Genomic DNA, 17,027 nt, shown 5'->3' with positions numbered 1-17,027 from the left:
AAAAAACTTTTAGTTTTTATATTAGTTTGTCTAATCTATTATTTAATCATAATAGACTGGCTCAATCGATCACTTGTTTAGATTTCAAAGATTGACTAATAGTTTAACAATTGTAAGTTAAAAGAACTTTCTGCTCTGCGTTCTGCAAAACAGAAAGTGAAGTATATAGAAGTGATGCTTAAAAGTAGATAAAAATCAGGCTATTTTTTTAAAAGCCCATAAATAAATTTTGAAGTCCAACCTTTTCATTAAAAATAATATCTTTTTTATTTGGATCGTACTTAAATTTACTCACTACTTTTTTGCCATCTTCTTTTAAATATCCAGCAGATATAAGTGTTGGCTCGATAAGAGTCATCTCAGGAAAGAGCGTATCAAAAAATTTAGCCAAAGTCTCATCCACGCTTAGCTCACCATTAAGTGATAGCCTATCAAAGATCGCAAGCTGACTTTCTCCGCTTTTAAAGCCATTAATAGCAGCATCTAGTTTTAAATTTATCGCATTATCGCCATTTTTAAAGCTTAATGTATCCACTTTCACGCTTGGATTTTTCTCTAAAATTTGACCCATTACTTCGTCCAAATTTAACCCAGCAAATATACTCTCATTTGTATCAACATTTACATTACTTAGTCTATCAAGTATATTATTTATAGTTGACACATTGATATTTGCTATTTTGCTATCTAAGATAAAATCTGTAAATTTCACTTTATTAACAGCAACTGTACCTATCTTTACTACATCATTTGAGCTACCAAGATCATTTGAGACTTCAAATTTCGAGTTATACTCAAGATCATCTAAAGCAACATTGCCATCCTTTTCATCTAATAATGCTAGTTTTTTGATCTTAGCCTTTGCTACGTAAGGAGCTAGTTTGCTCTCAAATATCTTTGAAATTTCAACTGGCACAGAGTAGCTTGTATCTATATCGACGCCTTCAAGATTAACTTCTGCTTTATTTTCTTCATTAAGGTCTTTTAATAAAACTTTCTCAAGACCTAAGTTTGCGCTATTTACATTATCTTTTGCGTCCAGTTTCAAGCCAAATTTCACATCCTTTGTATGAACGTTCATGGTTTGCTTGTCACTAAAGTCGATATCGCTAAATTTAACATTTACATCTTTATCGCCACTCACGCTAGCCTTTGTTTTAGCCGTTGCGACGACGTTTGATCCAAGAAATGAAGCAACGATATTTTTTATCGCTTCATTTTGTATAGAAATTTTTGAATCGATATCAAAGCCATTTACAAATGCAAGTACTGAGTGAGAAATTTCATTTTCTACCTTGAAATTTAGATCCTCATCTACATCTTTGCCAGCTAAATTTTTCAAAAGATCCTTTGAGACTATAAGATCAAATGACCCTTTTGAACCAAAAAAGCCCTTTTGATAGCTATTTTCTGAAACCTTAAAGCCATTTACATCATTTAGTCTATCAACCATCCTTTGATAGTTCTCCTCGACCTTGTTTGAGGCAAAATAAACAGCGCCTGCGACGATCACGATAACTACGATTAGAGCAGATATCACCTTTTTCATACTTTTCTCCTTTTTGTAATGCGTTGTAAAAATAACCAAATACCTAATAACAAGCCAACCATGACAAGTGGCATTATATAGCCATGCTCGCCAAGATAATTGCTCACACTCATAAAATAATCCCCTACTTTATAGCTAGCAAGACCGACGATCACTGCCCAAAGCACTGAAGAGATCAAATTTATAACGCTAAATTTATAAAAAGAGTATTTTGTAAGTCCAAGTGCGATAGGCACCAAAGTTTTGACGCCGTAGATAAATTTTTTGATAAATATTATCTTATCGCCATGCTTTTTAGCCAAAATTCCAGCGTAGGCAAGCTTTCTTTTGTGATTTTTCACATAAGGCATAAGCGAGCTTTTGTTAAACCTTGCGACGTAAAAGATCAAAGTATCGCCGATCGTATTTGCCACGGCAGCGACGATTATGCTAAGAGTGATGTCCATCTTGCCAGCAAAGCTTAATATCCCAGCGGCAATAAGTGCTACCATGCCACCACCAAGGCTGTAAAAAAATAGCACGATGTAGCCGTAAGTCGAGATTGAATTTATAATATCTTGCATCATTGCCCCAAAAGCTTAGAAGCTGAAGATATCAGTTGCTCGTATGCGTAGCCACTTTGTTTTAAAATTTCATCCTTTGCGCTAATCACTGCTCCGCCAAAGCTAGCCCCAGCGAAAAATCCATCATTTGCAGCGTATGCGTAGATGTCGCTTGAAAATTTAAAATCACTTACTTTATTATAATTGCGTCCAATATCGCCAAATGCCACTGAAAGCTTCGCATCAAGTGTGATTTTGGCGTCTTTTATGTCGTAGATTATGCTATCTTTAAATATAAATAGCACAAGCGAGCTATCTTCATAGCCAAGCTGTATGCCGATACTGCCGCCACTTATACTAACTGGCAAAATTTCACTTGGCGAGTTGATGTTGCCAACGACCATGATGCCATCTCCGCCCATACCACCAACCACAAAACCGACTTTTTTTACACTTGGAAAGATGATCGTCGCTTTTGACTGCTCGATGAGCTCTTTTATAGGAGTGTTTCTAGCGCCTCTCATCGTCGTTATAAACGAATTTGCCGAGTCTAGCACGAGCTCCTCGCTGGCAAAGCCAAGCGAGAAAAATATTATCAATGATAAAAGAAATTTCATATCTTGCCGTTATTTCGCAAAATCAACAGCACGAGTCTCTCTAATGACGCTTACTTTTATCTCACCAGGATACTGCACTTTGCTCTCGATCTCTTGAGCTATCTCTTTTGCCACAAGCACCGCCTCATCGTCATTTATAAGTTTAGCATTTGCTATGACGCGGATCTCACGGCCAGCATTGATCGCATAAGCTTGTTTGATGCCCTCTTTGCTTTTTGCGATGTTTTCGATCTCTTCGACACGTTTTAAGAAGCTCTCAAGCACCTCACGTCTTGCTCCTGGACGAGCTGCACTTAGTGCGTCAGCTGCACAAACAGCAGCACTTTCGATACTTGTCGCCTCTTCGTGACCATGGTGAGCATAGATCGCGTTAATGACGACTGGATGCTCTTTATAGCGTTTGCAAATTTCAGCTCCAAGATCGACGTGACTACCCTCGTACTCGTGAGTTAGCGCCTTGCCGATGTCGTGAAGTATGCCAGCTCTTTTTGCTAGCTTCTCATCTCCGCCACACTCAGCTGCGATGATGCCAGCAAGGTGAGCTACTTCAAGGCTGTGAGCAAGGGCATTTTGACCATAGCTTGCTCTAAATTTAAGCTTGCCTATTAGTTTTACTATCTCTGGATGAATTTTATTTAGGCCAAGATCCATGACGATATTCTCGCCCTCTTCTTGTATGCTTTGTTCAAATTCTTCAGTCACTTTTTTATGAAGATCTTCTATCCTCGCTGGCTGAATTCTGCCATCCTCCACCAAAAGCTCGATCACTCTTGTTGCGATCGCACGTCTGTAAAGGTTAAAGCTGCTTAAGATGATCGCGTGCGGGGTATCATCGATGATGATATCAACGCCAAGCACCATTTCAAGGGTTTTGATATTACGTCCCTCTTTGCCGATGATCCTACCTTTTAGCTCATCATTTTTGATATTTACGACGTTTATTAGACGCTCAGCCGCAAATTCTCCAGCAAATCTTGACGTAGCCTGCGCCAAGATGTAATTAACCCTCTTTTTAGCCTCTCTTTTTGCCTCTTCTTCGTACTTTCTAACGATGTGAGCGATGTCGGCGCGTGACTTCTCTTCGACCTTTTTAAGCACGACCTCTTTTGCCTCTTCCTCCGTTAAGCCAGCAGCGTGCTCAAGTACTCTTATCGCCTCTTCTACTTTGTTTTGATAAGTCGCTTTTAAATTTAAACCCTCTTCGTAAGTGACCTTTGCATCTTGCTTATCTTTTTCAAAAAGCTCTTTGCTATCATTTAAAAGCTCTTGCTCATTTAGCAAAATTTTCTCTTTTTTAGTTAGCTCATCAAATTTACTTGCATACTCTTTTTGAAGCTTTGTCGTCTTGTCATCGTATCTTTTTTTAGCCTCAAATTCAGCCTCTTGGACTGAAATTTTAGAGTTTTTAAGCGTTAGCTCAGCTTCATACTCGATGGCTTTTGCCTTTGCTTTTGCCTGCTCTAAAAATATGTTGTAGTTTGCGTCATTTATCTTTTTGGCGTAGAGATACCCTGCTCCAACGCCCACCACACCGGCCCCTAAGCCTATTAAAACCTCTATCATTTATTCCTCTTTTTATATAATTTTTGCTTGGGGTTATATAAAAGTCCGCTACCGCATCGTGCGCCTGCGAGAGCACATCTTTGGTGTAGAAGTCTTTTACCTCTAAGAAAACTATCAGTTTTGGCTTAACGGGCAAAGTGTCAAAAAATCTATCGTAAAATCCTTTTCCGTGCCCTATCCTTGCCATAGCTCCATCAACCCCAATCGCTGGAACTACCGCCATATCGAGTTTAACATTATTCATTTTTTTGCCAGATGGCTGTCTGACATTAAATTTATAAGTTAGAAATGGCAGTCGCAATCTTACCATCTCTAAGCTAAGACCTACCATAAAAGGGGCAAAAATTTCACATTTATGTGATAAATTTCGTCTTATTTTAAGCACATCGACTTCGTAGTTAAGCGGCAGGTAAAAGAGAACCTTTTTAGAATTTGTGTAATTTATCAAATTTAAAAGTGTTTTTGCCGCCTTATAATGCGTGCATTTTGCTCTAAATTTAGTGAGCTTTATCAAATTTGCTCTTGCATTTTTTCTAAATTCGTTTTTTTCTAAATTAACGCTCATTTTATGCTCTTTCTTGTATAATCCTGAAACATTTTTCAAAAGGAAATTTATGACACTAAAACGCGCAATTATAACATCACTTTGTCTTTTTGCATTTTTCGGATGCGGTGACGACAACAAAAGCCAAAAGAGCGAGCAAAACACTAGCGAGCCAGCTGTGCAAAGTAAAAATTTAGAAGAAAATGCCAGCAAAGATGAAAATTTAAGCAAAGATACGCTCACACCAAAGATAAGCGAGAGCGCACAAAGTGACGAAGTAAAAGATATAAGCCTAAAGCTGCTTAACGGCACAACTATGCAGATTACAAAAAGAAGCAACGGCTTTGACGTAAAAGATGGCAAAAAAGCGACACTTTATGTATTCTTCGCCACTTGGTGCCCACCTTGCAAGGCTGAGATCCCATCTTTAAACAACCTAAGTGAGAAATTTAAAAACGAGCTAAACATCGTTGCTATCTTGCTTGAAGACAAGAGCGAGGACGAGGTTAAAGAATTTGCTCAAAAGTATAAGATCAAATACGACATCGCAGTTGGCGAGGGAAATTTCTTATTTGAAAAGGCGATGGGCGGCATCAAAGGACTCCCTGCATCTGCACTCTTTAAAGCAAATGGCGACTATGCTCAAGGCTACATCGGTCTTGTACCTGAAGAGATGCTTGAAACTGACATAAATAGGGCTATAAAATAATGCTTGAGTTTTTAAAAAGAGGCTTTGAAAAGACCTTTGGAGCGATAAGCTCGGCTAAAAAGTCAAAAAAGATCGACAAAGAGAGCTTGGAAGAAATTTTACTAGAAGCTGACGTGGCTTACGAGATCGTGGAGGAGATTTTATACTACTTGCCGCCACAAGATGAAGTGAGCAGAGCTGATCTTAGACGCGTTATGAGTAGCTATTTCATCTACGAAAACGAGCGCGTTATCGAGCCTGATAAGCCATTTGTCGATCTCATCCTTGGTGTAAATGGCGCTGGCAAGACGACCACAATAGCAAAGCTAGCAAATTTATATAAAAATAACGGCAAAAGCGTCATTTTGGGCGCTTGTGATACATTTAGAGCTGGGGCGATCGAGCAGCTGCGCCAGTGGTCGATCAGACTAAACGTGCCAATAGTCGCCACCCAGCAAGGGCATGATCCTTCAGCTGTTGCTTACGATACGATCAGCTCTGCCCTTGCAAAAGGCATCGACCGCGTCATCTTAGACACGGCTGGCAGGCTTCAAAACCAGACAAATTTAGCAAACGAACTTGATAAAATCGTTCGTATCAGCAAAAAAGCCTACGAAAAGGCGCCTCACCGCAAGATACTCATCCTTGATGGCACGCAGGGCAACGCTGGCGTCGCGCAGGCAAAGGCGTTTAACGAGATCGTCTCGCTTGATGGCGTCATCATCACAAAACTTGACGGCACTGCAAAGGGCGGAGCACTATTTGGCGTGGCAAGGGAGCTTGAGCTACCTATATTTTATATAGGCGTTGGCGAGAGCATGGACGATATCATCAAATTTAACCCAGACGAGTTTTTAGACGAGTTGATGGACGCCATTTTTGAGTAGGGTAAAATTTCTTAGTAAAATTTGCTTTTTCGCTGCTCTTTTGGCGATTGATATTCTTGCATTTACTCCAAAAAGTCCTGCGATCATCGAAAATTCGTGGGACAAAGCAAACCATTTTTTAGCCTTTTTCGTCCTTTATATCCTGCTCTACCTTGGCTATGAGTTTAAAATTTTAAAAAATTTAGCCATACTTTTAGTCTTTGGCGTGCAGATAGAACTCGTTCAGGCATTTTTACCAAACAGGAGCTTTAGCCTGCTTGACATCGTAGCAGATATGATCGGAGCGGGATTTGGAGTGATAGTAGTTGAAATTTTAAAAAGGATATATTATGGCAAAAGCAAAGCCAGTTTTTGAGTGTCAAGCCTGCGGTAATCAACAGGCAAAGTGGCTGGGCAAGTGCCCACAATGTGGGGCTTGGGATAGCTTTGTCGAGCTTAGCCAGCAAGAGATAAAGATAAGTAAAGAGATAGCAAAAAGCAGTGGCACACCTAGCAAAGCCATAAGCATAGACGAAGTTGAAATTCAAAATTTTACTAGATTTAGCACCAAAGATAGCGAGCTAGACCTCGTTCTTGGTGGTGGTGTGGTTGAGGGCTCGCTTGTTTTAATAGGCGGCAGTCCGGGCATTGGCAAATCAACTCTGCTTCTAAAAATTGGCTCAAATTTAGCAAAAGATGGCAAAAAAACGCTCTATGTAAGCGGCGAAGAGAGCCAAAGCCAGATAAAAATGAGGGCTGATAGGCTAAATGCGGTGGATAAAAATTTATACCTGCTAACTGAAATTTGCCTAGAAGATATCCTGCTAGAAGTGCAAAAGAGCGACTACAAGGTGCTAGTCATTGACTCCATTCAAACGCTTTATAGTCAAAATATAACCTCCGCACCAGGCTCGATCACGCAGGTTCGTGAGATCACATTTGAGCTAATGAGGCTTGCAAAGAGCCAAAATATCTGCGTTTTTATCATCGGTCACATCACCAAAGAGGGTTCGATCGCGGGACCTAGAGTGCTTGAACACATGGTCGATGTGGTGCTTTATTTTGATGGTGACGCGAGCAGGGAGCTAAGAATTTTGCGTGGGTTTAAAAACCGCTTTGGCTCGACGAGCGAGGTTGGTATATTTGAGATGAGCCAGCACGGACTGGTGAGCGCAAATGAGGTTTCTAGTAAATTTTTCACACGTGGCGGGGCGATGAGTGGGAGTGCTATCACCATCATAATGGAGGGTTCAAGGGCGCTTAGCATCGAAATTCAGGCACTTGTTTGTGAAAGCGCCTATCCAAAGCGAAGCTCGACTGGCTTTGAGAAAAACCGCCTAGATATGCTGCTAGCCCTACTTGAGCGAAAGCTTGAAATTCCACTTGGGCACTACGACGTCTTTATAAATGTTTCAGGTGGCGTTAAGATAAGCGAGACTGCGGCCGATCTAGCCGTCATCGCAGCGATAATCAGCAGCTTCAAAAACCGCCCTATCAGCAAGGACAGCGTCTTCATCGGCGAGCTAAGCCTAAACGGCGAGATAAGAGAAATTTTCAACCTCGATCAGCGACTAAAAGAGGCAAAAACGCAGAAATTTAAAAACGCCATCATCCCAAACAAACCGCTTGACACGCAAGGCCTAAAGTGCTTTTACGCCAAAGATATCACGCAAGTGCTTGAGTGGATGTAAATTTACTCTGGAACAAATCATGCTTGCTCTTTGACAGATAATATCAAGGAGTAAGCCATGAATGATATTAGCATCTTAGGCACCAATGTAAATTCATACACCAAGCAACAGCACAAACAAGATAGATCTTTAAATTTTAGTGATCTTATAAAGCAAAATGCCAAAGAAAAGATTAGCGAGCCAAACCAAGAACCAGCTAAATTTACTTATACCACTTCTTCACAAAACAGCCTCGTCTCTTTAAATTTTAATGATCTTCAAGCTTATGGCTACACAGTGGATAAAGCTGGCTTTATGGGAGCTGATTTTAACAAAGCAGCAGGCTTGCCGCAGGACTTTAAAATCCACAAAAGCACGCTTGATGAGATAGTTAGATACAACAACAAAACATATCTATTCACACAAGATAGAAGCAAGGCTGCCTTTGAAAAGATAGACGTAGCTGATACCACAAAGCACTACTATAAACTTTTTAAAAGCATTGTAGGGGACGAGAAAGATAGATATAGCGAAGCTGATCTAGCAAATTTACCAAAAGGCTTTAGCTTGGATACCAACCAAAAAACCTTTGGTAAAAATGCAAATTTCTTAAAAGATGTGAGCTTAATATCCGTTACAAATGTATATAAAACATTTGATCAAGTTAGCGATGCAAAGAGTGTCAGAGATGAGCTTAGAGGCTTTAGAGTAAGCCACGAGGTCTATGAGCTAAATTTTAGCAAAGAGTATCTTGATGCAAGAGCCAGTGACGAATATACATTTAACCCTGATATGTCGGTATATCAAGCAGATGATACTTATAGCAGTGCTGGTGTATTTGTGGGATTTTTAAAGAGTTTTAGCCCTATCGCTAGTGATAGTGGCGAGACGAAGCTTAGTGTGGAGGCAAGCTCTTACTCAAAGCTAATGAACGAGCAAAGCTTGGCTGATGATATAGTGCCTCTCTCAAGGCTTTTAAAAAATGAGAAGATGATCAAATTTATCTTAGAAGAGCTACTAAAGAGAAATTTACTCACTTCAAAAGATGGTAAAAGTGCTGGCGAGATAGTAGATAGTGTGCTAGCTCATGCTACAAAGCTTCAAAATGAGACAAAAGTTTAAATAGATAAATTTAAAAGGTGGCTATCTTTAACCAGTTAAGCCATCTTATTTAAAATTTGCTTCTTATCTATCTTTTGCATAAGCTCTAAGACATCTATGCCTCTTTTTTCTTTAAATTTTAAAAGCTCTCTTGCATAGAGAAATTTCTGATCCTTATTTATATCATAGGTCTCATACTTCTTCTTAACCTGCATAGGTTTAAATTTCTTCTCACTTTGTTCTTTGGCAAAATTTGCATTGTATTCTTGCTCTTCTTTGATTATCTGCTTTCTTTGCTCCTCAACATCCTTTGTTGCTTTCTCTCTTGCTTTGGCAAATAATGTTTTAAACTCTTCTATGCTTAGATCAGTTCTATCTAAAAGACTAAGCGACTCGTCATTATTATTTGGATATAGAGAAGACATAGTTTCCATAAAAGCATCTAGTTCATCTTCTTCTTCCTTTGTGCCGATACCTATTAATTTTCCTAACATAGTTGGCTTGCCATCAACAGAGTTGGTAAGTAGCCAATCCATATAGCTTTGTAGCTCTCCAACCCTAAATTATTCCATAGTTTCTGGAGGGTATTTTGATGCTAAAGCTCTTCTTTCTTTCATGGTGTAATCAGACAGCATATTATCTATTCGATTTATAGTATCTGTTATCCAGCCCTCTTTACTTTGGTCTATATCAATAAATTCTTTTACATTATCAGTCCAGGGTCTAAACATATACTTTGAGTAATCAAATTTCTCTTCGCTGACGCTTTTGTCTTGGTTGCCTTCTTTGGTTATATTTTCTTTTTGGATAGCTGTTTCTTGTATCGGTGTGTTGCTAAGTCCGTTTATGCTAGTTATCATTTTAACTCCTTTTAAAGTATAAGTAGCCTACAGTATAACTTGTAGGCTACTAAAAATTTACCAACCGCCTAGGTCAGATTCCATTTGCCTTTTAAAATTATCTCTTAGCTGTCTAACAACTGCATTGTTATTTAGAACAAAACTGCTAGATACTTATGATACTCTCCAGTCTGTTTGTTATACGCTGCAGCGCTGTAAGTAAATAAAGGATATCTACCATAACGACTAGATTTTATCTCTCTTTTGACAGTGTGTGCAAGGTGGTATTCAGGGAGATTGTATGCGCCCAACCTTTGTTCTATCTGCATTTTTATATAATCTCCGTCTTTACCAAGCTCATATTTAGCATATACTCCAGACTCATTGTATAAAAACTTCTTAGGACCTACTAACTCTAGCCCACCTTTAACCTCACTCATATCTGTAACATCTAGTTTTTAACATTACTAGAGATGTCACTCAAAGCACCAGCTGTAACCTTTGCTAGAAAATCTTCAGCATTAGCACCTGCAACTAAAATTCCGCCAATCATGGCTATTTTAAGAACTTTAAACATAACTTCCTCCTGTAAAAAGTTTTATAAGAATTATAGCACTAATTTAGTTTTAATTGATATCAATTATTATCTTTTAAAACCTACCTATGAAAATCTTACTTTTCAATACAACTTTTAACAAATGCCTATTTTGCAACATCTCTACATATATAAAACGATAGTCTTAAGCTTTCTCCTGCTTAAAGTAGAAAAATCACTTAAGAAATCGGCAAAAATTTGTTTTTAAATAGAGAAAACTTAAAAAAGATAACTAATTTCTACTACTATGCCTTTATATCAACATCTTTCTTTATACCAAGCATATCTACTAGGTATTTTCCAGCTGGGTTTTCATTTAGCTCTTTTATTAAATTTAAAGGTGGCATGTTAAATTTTAAAAAGCTATCCATAACTTTGGGCGGTCAAATTTAATCTCACGCTTAGCACCCAAAAACTCAATTTCTAGTTTTGTTTACGCTTGCACGCCGCAGCCACCTATTTTTTCTTAATATTGCCTCGCCTATTGCCGTATCATCGCCACCTCTAAAAAATTGCACTGGCACATCATCTATCGGCGGTAATGGCACGCTCACGCCGTCACGTTTTAGCTCGTTTATCATTAGCTCGACTTGCACCGTATTATCACCTGCGTTAAATTTAAGCACCTTAGCAGGTAGCGCCGTATGCACCCCTGCCTCAAAGCTTAATAATCCGCTATCAAAAATTTGCGTTAAATTTGGATCGTTCATTTTTTCTCTACTTTGTGAAATTTGCCATTTATGGCGATTAATTCCGTTTGCCACGTATCGTTTAGAAAATCGCCACTATGCGTTAGCTGAGTTATCTTATAGTCGCCGTCGTATTCGCTTAGAATTGATTGTATTCGCACAAGCGAGCCGATGTTTAGTTTAGGGTTTAATAAACACGTAACCCTTAGCCCATCGTCGGTCTTTTCTGGGCTATTAATCAAGCCAGTTTTTTCACTTAAAATAAAACCCTCGCTATCGTTGATTACTTTATCCTTTGGTAAAATGTTTAAATTGCCGTCTAATATATGCCAGTTAGCGTCGTTGTTTTTGGCTACATGTTTTAAATAATCCTTTTAAATTGGCTTGAGTAAATGCTAGGTCGTTTTTTTGCCTATTGTTTATTATTTGGTTAGCCATTTGTGGGTTATTTGTATTTATATTAATAGTTGTTGTAGCTGTTCCGCCGTTATACTGCACCGATCTATTATTATCTGCATATTGTGTAGCCAGCGCTGCTTTTGGCGTATCGTTACCAAAACCAAAAAAATTTAAAAAGTCGTTGCTTTTATCTTTTAACCAATTTCCTGCTGCATTAGCTCCGTCCATTATGCTGCTTTTTAGGTTTGCTATGCCGTCCACAATCGGAGCAATTAACTTATCATAAAGAGATTTTATGTAGTTAATCATCGTTTCAAAGCTATTTTTAATGCTATCTGATATGCTGGCGAAAAAAGCCTTTACTCCTTTACCAAAACTATTTAAGATAGAAAATAAATTTTTAAATTTCTCGTTTAGCCATGAAAAAAACTGATCAAAATATCCGGGCAAATCAGCCCATGTTTGTTTGACCCAATTTATACCATCAATTATACTTTGCCATACTCCCCCTAGCAAGCTTTCGCCGCCATCCAAATAGGTCATTAGATCATCAATTAGTAAAATAAGACCGCCTATTAGCAAAATTACCCAGCCGATAGGGTTGGTTAAAAACGCCGCTAGCATTGCACGTTTAACGACTGCTAAAACGCCGACAAGAATTAATAACGCCGCTTTCCAGCCTATTGTGCTACTTATTACTTTATTTAAAAATCTAAACGTGTTTGTAAATACTTGCCCTAGCTTCAAAATCCACTTAAAGACATTAGTCAAACCCTCGACTACTAAAGCCTTATTAGCTCTTAGAAAGTTGTTAAACCCTTTTAAGCTTTGATTAACGACTGGGATTAGCTTTAATGCTGTTTGGGTTACTATTGATTGCACCGCTGTCTTTGTTTTTTGCAGTTGATCTTGATACTCTTTTGTTTGACTTATTTCGGCTTGTGTGATATTAAATAGTCTATCTTTTTTCTTTGCTAGTTCCTCGATTTTTTGCAAAGGCACGGTTAGATAATTAGCTATTAGCCCACTAGCTGCTGTCGCTGCTGCACCTATTAGCATAAATTTGCTTCTTATATTGCTTAGCTCTTGTTTTAAATTGATAGCTGGCTTTTTCTCGGTTAGTTTTTTAGTCTCTTTCGCTGCTTCTTTTGCTTTTTCGCCAACCTTTTCCTCTGCTTCTACTACTTCATGAAAACCTGCAGTGAGTTCCTCGGCTTGCCCTTTAGCTTCCTCGCACCACTCTACGCCTTGATTTTTGGCTTGCTCTAGTTTTGCTATTAGCTCGGCATTTCTTTCCATACCAGCTCTTATGGCGTCGCTTATGGGCTGGGCTGTTTGTTTGGCTAGGCTAGAGATATTTTTTAGCCCTTGCTCTATCTGCTTTATCTTGCCACTATCAACGTCAAATCCGATTTTGTAGAGAAATTCATCTAATAGCATTATATATCCTTTTAGGGGGCATATTAGAATAAATTTTAATAATGGTTTCGGCTTGTGTTTTTGTTATATTAAATTATGATATACATAATTATTAAGCATAAAATAAGGGTTATTACTATATAATTATCTTATCAAAAGGGATAAAAAGCCTTTTTGATAAGTTCAATCCAAGGAGAAAACGTGAAAGCGTTTTTTAAAAAGGTTTGGGTGATGATAGAAGCGGTCGCAACGCTTCTATCTATATTTCAAGCTTTAAAGGAGTGGTTTTAACCACTCCCCCTTGGGTTGATTATAAAATACTAGACTTTACAAGGAGCTTAAAATGGATGTTGTTTTTGACGTGGCTCAATTAGTAGTTTGTATCGCTCTAATTTATGAGATGTGGCGTAACCACAAGCTAACAAAACGCATAAAAGAGTTAGAAAATGCAAAAAAATAAAACACCTAAACGTAAAGATTTTGTTGAGATTTTTGGCATCCCTTATGCCACATTAAACGACTGGGCTAAATCAGGGGAGGATAACTGGCGTTTTAAATTGCTTGATTTTTTGAGTAATCTAACTTTTGACGAAATAGAAATAATAAAAAATAGAAGTAAAAAAATAGAGGAGTGAGCCTTATTGTTTTTCTAAGGCTCGGCGCTCCTCGTTTAGTAGCTCAATAATGACCTCGTGCATTGCTATTGCGTCCTCCAGGTCGTAAATAGTGCGTAGGTCGTTTAGCGTGGCGTAACCTTTAACAATCGGTAGCCACGTTATCCAATCTATTTCAAAGTCGCCTTTTACGCCTTGTTTAGGTAGGCTGTTATACCCGTTAAGGATTTTGCCCCAGCGGGTAAGAAGTCTAAAAAATGGTATTTTAACCCCTCTAAAATTTACGTCCTCGCCTTGCATGCGGAGTTGCCCTGATCTTGTGACTGTGTATTTGAGTCATTTTCTTCAAAAACCTCTATCATTGAGGCGTCCAAATACTTTTTAGCTTCGTTTTGATTAAGGGTGATTGTCTCACTCTCTTTAACGAAATTTCCCTTTACGCATATATTGCCTTTTGCTATATACTTCATGCTCGCTCCTTTATGCCTTACTCATAAGGCTAGCCCATTTTTTAACGACTACTTCATAATCAGTAAATACATCAAATACGTATTTTAAGGCTCGCTCTTCGGCGTCGTACCAGCGGTTGCGACGAATATCTAAAACTACTCCTAAAACTAAGTTTTTAAGTGGAGTAGCTAGATAAGTGCCTTTTGGCATAAGAGGAGTTATTTCAAATGGAATGCCAAGAATTTGGTTGGCTCCGCCTTGAACGAGATGAAGCGGCGAATTTAGTGCGCTTAGCTCTTTATTGTATTCCTGAACGTCGGAAGGGTTTATCAAAATCCTAGCTTCGTTTACGATGTCCGGGTCTATGGATCCGGCTAGCGCGCTTAGCCTATTTGACACTTTTTCCGTTGCCGTATAGGTTAATTTGACCGCGTCGCTAGAGTCCTTAACTACTTGTAGCCAGCCTTTATGTAGCGTCTTAAAAGTTCCGTCGTAAGTATCGCTCTCTCCGGTAAAGCCAAGAAGTGCCAAATCTTTACCGAAAGCCTTAGCAAACGCGTCAAAAGTCTCTTTTTCAAAATTAGGATTTGACTTATTGTCTTCTAGCGCGTCTTGCAAGATACGAGAAAATAGCTGAACGCCTTTGGCATCTAGCTTTGCACCTACTTTGCTTAAAGCCGATCTTTGTGAGTCATTTGGTTTTTCGCCGCTGGCTACACGCACCAAAATTCCTTTTGCTACGTCCCATGCGTCGAGCTCTTTAGTAAGTCTACCCATTTTTTCAGTATGGATTTTTTGCAAAAAGCCGTTATTTTGCTTAATAACGTCTATAAAATTATGCGACTGCTCAGGTGTAAGTGAGCCCGAGAGAGTAACGTTAGTAGCGTTCATAGAGCCTTTTAAAATATCGTTTAATCCGTCCATTATAGTATTCCTTTGCTTGCGTGATTTTGCGTTTTTTCGATTGTTACGTCTTGTTTTGATTTGCTTAACTCGCTTGTTATCGCATCAAGTTTAGCGGTTAGCTCACTTACCGATTTTTCAAGCGTTTCAAGCCTTGTGTCATTTGCACTAATGCCAGCTTTTACAAGCTCGGCAACTCTATTTTCATCCATCGTTTCTCCTTTGTTGTTTGAACTTTCTTTTTTAAAATTTTCGCTTGAGCCGAAAAACTCTTTTAGCGCCGCTATCACGCCGCCTTTTGTGACATCTTCTTTTTCGCTCCCCTTTATCACTCCACTGCCATACATTGATAGTCCAGTTATCGTTCCGTTTTTTATCATCTCTCGCAGCTCCTCATCTTCTATTTTGATGCCTACCGCCCACGCTCCCTCTTCATTAAAGAATTCATCTTTGCTTTTTACTATCCAGCTTTCGCATATATAGGCGTCTGCGATATTAAAATTATGATTTACATCTATACAGTAGCTAAGGTCCGATCTCTTCATAAAGTTATAAGCAGCCCTTTTGATTTCATCAGCATTTGCAAAATCTCCTTGCGTATCCACTTCGTCTGGGGCATAAACTATCCCATAAACAACTCCTTGTTCTGCATCGCTCTTTTTAAAATCGACTCTTAACAGCTCATTAAAATTCTCATTTTTGTAGATAATTTTTTTATTGTTAGCACCTGCTGATACCAGCGAAATTAACTTGATTTGCATATCGGTTATCTCTCTAGCCATTACTTACTCCTTATTTTTTCCGCCATTTTCGCCAAAAATAAGATTTTAAAAAACCTAAATAAGACATATATGTCTTATCTTGCTAGAAAGCGAAAAATCTTTATCGTAGAATTGGATTAAAAATTTTTAGGATAAATATGGATAGAATTTTTAAAGCAGCGCAAGGTAGCGCACAGCTTACTGAAGAAAGCAAAGACTCACAAGGCTTAATAGAGCCGTTTTTTAGCTTTGATAGACTACTAAGTCTTTTTTACGCCAATACCTATCACAGGCGAGCCGTGCAATTAAAAGCATCACTGTTATCTAATATAGAAGATGGCTCAAAGCTTGAAGGTGGCGTTATGACGCCCAAAGATTTTTTATATGCGTTTATATTAAATCTTGAAATTTTTGGAAATGCTTTTGTTGAAATTGCGGGTAAAAACCTTTATATACTTCCCTCTATCGAAGCTAGAGTAAACGAAAACAAAGAAATATTTCAAGTAAAAAACAATAAATCAATAGCACTTAATGCAAAACACTTATATTATTATTCTCCAAACTCTAGATTTTACGGAGAGCCTGATTATTTGGCAGCCATGCTCTCAATTCTAACCAATCAAAAAGCCGATAGTTTTAATAACGCTTTTTTTGAAAACTCCGCCCGAGCCGATACGGCCATAATCTTTGAAAATTCAGAGCCTGATGAGATGCAACTTAACGCCTTTAAAGAATTTTTCGGCTCAAATTTTAAAGGAACGGGCAATGCGCACAAAACATTGGTTTTAACTGCAAACGGCGAGAATGCGAAAGTACGTATCGAGGATCTAAGTAAGGTAAGCGATATTAGTTTTGAAAAGCTTAAAAACCTAAATAGGGACGAAATTATAGCCGCGCACGGAGTACCGCCTAGAATGGTCGGAGTAATGACTGCCGGACAGCTTGGAGGCAGCGGAGAGGTAACCGGACAGCTGCACAGCTTTAATGAGCTTACGATCATCCCAAAACAAGAGCAAATAGAGTGGTTTTTCGATAGTATCGGCTATCCTATCAAGCTTAAGCCTATCGATGTAAGCAACTTTAAAGACGACTTGTAGCTGGGGCTTGAAACCCAGTTGTAGTTATTGCCATTTCTTTGCTCCTTTTATGCAATTTAATGGCAATTTATCATTAACGACTGTGCCAAATCTACCCAATTTTGGCAAAAAAGAATAAATT

General features: G+C 38.5%; 21 protein-coding genes and 2 pseudogenes. 7 read left to right on the top strand and 16 right to left on the bottom strand.

Annotated features, from left to right (window positions below; genetic code table 11):
• Window positions 1–208 precede the first annotated feature (208 nt).
• Genes CYP05_RS04205 through CYP05_RS04185 form a run of 5 tightly spaced genes read right to left on the bottom strand, consistent with a single transcriptional unit; the run spans window position 209 to window position 4,836 of the window.
• The gene (locus tag CYP05_RS04205) at window positions 209–1,549 is read right to left on the bottom strand and encodes a DUF945 family protein (RefSeq protein WP_103642085.1); all 1,341 of its coding nucleotides are present in this window, start codon (window positions 1,547–1,549) and stop codon (window positions 209–211) included.
• Window positions 1,546–2,112 (bottom strand): DedA family protein, encoded by a 567-nt coding sequence (locus CYP05_RS04200; protein WP_181001166.1) that lies wholly within the window; start codon window positions 2,110–2,112, stop codon window positions 1,546–1,548. The genes CYP05_RS04205 and CYP05_RS04200 overlap by 4 nt, the downstream gene beginning before the upstream one ends.
• Window positions 2,112–2,708 carry a lipid-binding SYLF domain-containing protein gene (locus tag CYP05_RS04195; protein ID WP_103642083.1) on the bottom strand — a complete coding sequence of 199 codons (597 nt, stop codon included), beginning with the start codon at window positions 2,706–2,708 and terminating at the stop codon, window positions 2,112–2,114. The genes CYP05_RS04200 and CYP05_RS04195 overlap by 1 nt, the downstream gene beginning before the upstream one ends.
• Window positions 2,709–2,717: 9 nt before the next feature.
• On the bottom strand, window positions 2,718–4,271 hold the full coding sequence (gene rny / locus CYP05_RS04190) for a ribonuclease Y (protein ID WP_103642082.1): 1,554 nt from the start codon (window positions 4,269–4,271) through the stop codon (window positions 2,718–2,720).
• Entirely contained in the window at window positions 4,192–4,836 is a 645-nt protein-coding gene (locus CYP05_RS04185; RefSeq protein WP_103642081.1) for a 5-formyltetrahydrofolate cyclo-ligase, read from the bottom strand. The genes rny and CYP05_RS04185 overlap by 80 nt, the downstream gene beginning before the upstream one ends.
• Window positions 4,837–4,885: 49 nt before the next feature.
• On the opposite strand from CYP05_RS04185, the gene CYP05_RS04180 reads away from it, so the two are divergent.
• The 5 genes from CYP05_RS04180 to CYP05_RS04160 are packed head-to-tail and all read left to right on the top strand — an operon-like array spanning window position 4,886 to window position 9,161.
• Complete coding sequence (locus CYP05_RS04180) at window positions 4,886–5,524, top strand: TlpA family protein disulfide reductase (protein ID WP_103642080.1); 639 nt, start codon at window positions 4,886–4,888, stop codon at window positions 5,522–5,524.
• Window positions 5,524–6,390 carry a signal recognition particle-docking protein FtsY gene (gene ftsY, locus CYP05_RS04175; protein ID WP_012001848.1) on the top strand — a complete coding sequence of 289 codons (867 nt, stop codon included), beginning with the start codon at window positions 5,524–5,526 and terminating at the stop codon, window positions 6,388–6,390. The genes CYP05_RS04180 and ftsY overlap by 1 nt, the downstream gene beginning before the upstream one ends.
• Entirely contained in the window at window positions 6,383–6,745 is a 363-nt protein-coding gene (locus CYP05_RS04170) for a VanZ family protein (protein WP_103642079.1), read from the top strand. Before ftsY ends, CYP05_RS04170 begins: the two co-directional genes overlap by 8 nt.
• The gene (radA, locus tag CYP05_RS04165) at window positions 6,720–8,060 is read left to right on the top strand and encodes a DNA repair protein RadA (protein ID WP_103642078.1); all 1,341 of its coding nucleotides are present in this window, start codon (window positions 6,720–6,722) and stop codon (window positions 8,058–8,060) included. The genes CYP05_RS04170 and radA overlap by 26 nt, the downstream gene beginning before the upstream one ends.
• A gap of 57 nt (window positions 8,061–8,117) precedes the next feature.
• A complete protein-coding gene (locus CYP05_RS04160) occupies window positions 8,118–9,161 on the top strand; it encodes a Cj0814 family flagellar-dependent secreted protein (RefSeq protein ID WP_103642077.1) in 1,044 nt (347 codons plus the stop codon).
• Window positions 9,162–9,196: 35 nt separating this feature from the next.
• Here CYP05_RS04160 and CYP05_RS04155 read toward each other — a convergent pair.
• From CYP05_RS04155 to CYP05_RS09935, 7 genes and pseudogenes are all read right to left on the bottom strand, one after another.
• Window positions 9,197–10,000, bottom strand: a pseudogene (locus tag CYP05_RS04155) (cell surface protein).
• 131 nt (window positions 10,001–10,131) lie between these two features.
• Window positions 10,132–10,308 (bottom strand): hypothetical protein, encoded by a 177-nt coding sequence (locus tag CYP05_RS09940; protein ID WP_181001165.1) that lies wholly within the window; start codon window positions 10,306–10,308, stop codon window positions 10,132–10,134.
• A gap of 122 nt (window positions 10,309–10,430) precedes the next feature.
• Entirely contained in the window at window positions 10,431–10,556 is a 126-nt protein-coding gene (locus tag CYP05_RS10135) for a hypothetical protein (RefSeq protein WP_258031515.1), read from the bottom strand.
• Between the two features lie 263 nt (window positions 10,557–10,819).
• Window positions 10,820–10,945 (bottom strand): annotated as a pseudogene (locus CYP05_RS10130) (Cj0814 family flagellar-dependent secreted protein); the annotation flags it as partial.
• A gap of 45 nt (window positions 10,946–10,990) precedes the next feature.
• Window positions 10,991–11,284: a Gp138 family membrane-puncturing spike protein gene (locus CYP05_RS04145; RefSeq protein WP_009295522.1), complete on the bottom strand. Its 294-nt coding sequence runs from the start codon at window positions 11,282–11,284 to the stop codon at window positions 10,991–10,993.
• Window positions 11,281–11,568: a baseplate hub protein gene (locus CYP05_RS10125; protein ID WP_430747661.1), complete on the bottom strand. Its 288-nt coding sequence runs from the start codon at window positions 11,566–11,568 to the stop codon at window positions 11,281–11,283. Before CYP05_RS10125 ends, CYP05_RS04145 begins: the two co-directional genes overlap by 4 nt.
• Before the next feature lie 28 nt (window positions 11,569–11,596).
• Window positions 11,597–13,102 (bottom strand): hypothetical protein, encoded by a 1,506-nt coding sequence (locus tag CYP05_RS09935; RefSeq protein WP_181001164.1) that lies wholly within the window; start codon window positions 13,100–13,102, stop codon window positions 11,597–11,599.
• 425 nt (window positions 13,103–13,527) lie between these two features.
• Here CYP05_RS09935 and CYP05_RS04130 point away from each other — a divergent pair, with 425 nt between their 5' ends.
• Window positions 13,528–13,716 (top strand): hypothetical protein, encoded by a 189-nt coding sequence (locus CYP05_RS04130; RefSeq protein WP_103642076.1) that lies wholly within the window; start codon window positions 13,528–13,530, stop codon window positions 13,714–13,716.
• Window positions 13,717–13,719: 3 nt separating this feature from the next.
• On the opposite strand, the gene CYP05_RS04125 is transcribed toward CYP05_RS04130, so the two are convergent.
• The 4 genes from CYP05_RS04125 to CYP05_RS04110 are packed head-to-tail and all read right to left on the bottom strand — an operon-like array spanning window position 13,720 to window position 15,830.
• Complete coding sequence (locus CYP05_RS04125) at window positions 13,720–13,995, bottom strand: hypothetical protein (protein ID WP_103642075.1); 276 nt, start codon at window positions 13,993–13,995, stop codon at window positions 13,720–13,722.
• Window positions 13,977–14,165, bottom strand: coding sequence for a hypothetical protein (locus CYP05_RS04120; RefSeq protein ID WP_103642074.1), 189 nt, complete (start codon window positions 14,163–14,165; stop codon window positions 13,977–13,979). Before CYP05_RS04120 ends, CYP05_RS04125 begins: the two co-directional genes overlap by 19 nt.
• 10 nt (window positions 14,166–14,175) lie before the next feature.
• The gene (locus tag CYP05_RS04115) at window positions 14,176–15,069 is read right to left on the bottom strand and encodes a phage major capsid protein (protein ID WP_181001163.1); all 894 of its coding nucleotides are present in this window, start codon (window positions 15,067–15,069) and stop codon (window positions 14,176–14,178) included.
• Window positions 15,069–15,830 carry an XkdF-like putative serine protease domain-containing protein gene (locus CYP05_RS04110; RefSeq protein WP_103642073.1) on the bottom strand — a complete coding sequence of 254 codons (762 nt, stop codon included), beginning with the start codon at window positions 15,828–15,830 and terminating at the stop codon, window positions 15,069–15,071. The genes CYP05_RS04115 and CYP05_RS04110 overlap by 1 nt, the downstream gene beginning before the upstream one ends.
• A 137-nt stretch (window positions 15,831–15,967) precedes the next feature.
• On the opposite strand from CYP05_RS04110, the gene CYP05_RS04105 reads away from it, so the two are divergent.
• Window positions 15,968–16,906 carry a phage portal protein gene (locus CYP05_RS04105; protein WP_258031512.1) on the top strand — a complete coding sequence of 313 codons (939 nt, stop codon included), beginning with the start codon at window positions 15,968–15,970 and terminating at the stop codon, window positions 16,904–16,906.
• The last annotated feature ends 121 nt before the right edge of the window (window positions 16,907–17,027 follow it).

Origin of the sequence: Campylobacter concisus (assembly GCF_002913545.1) — a bacterium.
GTDB lineage: Bacteria > Campylobacterota > Campylobacteria > Campylobacterales > Campylobacteraceae > Campylobacter_A > Campylobacter_A concisus_AV.
Note: the sequence above shows the minus strand (reverse complement) of the source record. Positions and strands in the feature narration are given on the sequence as shown.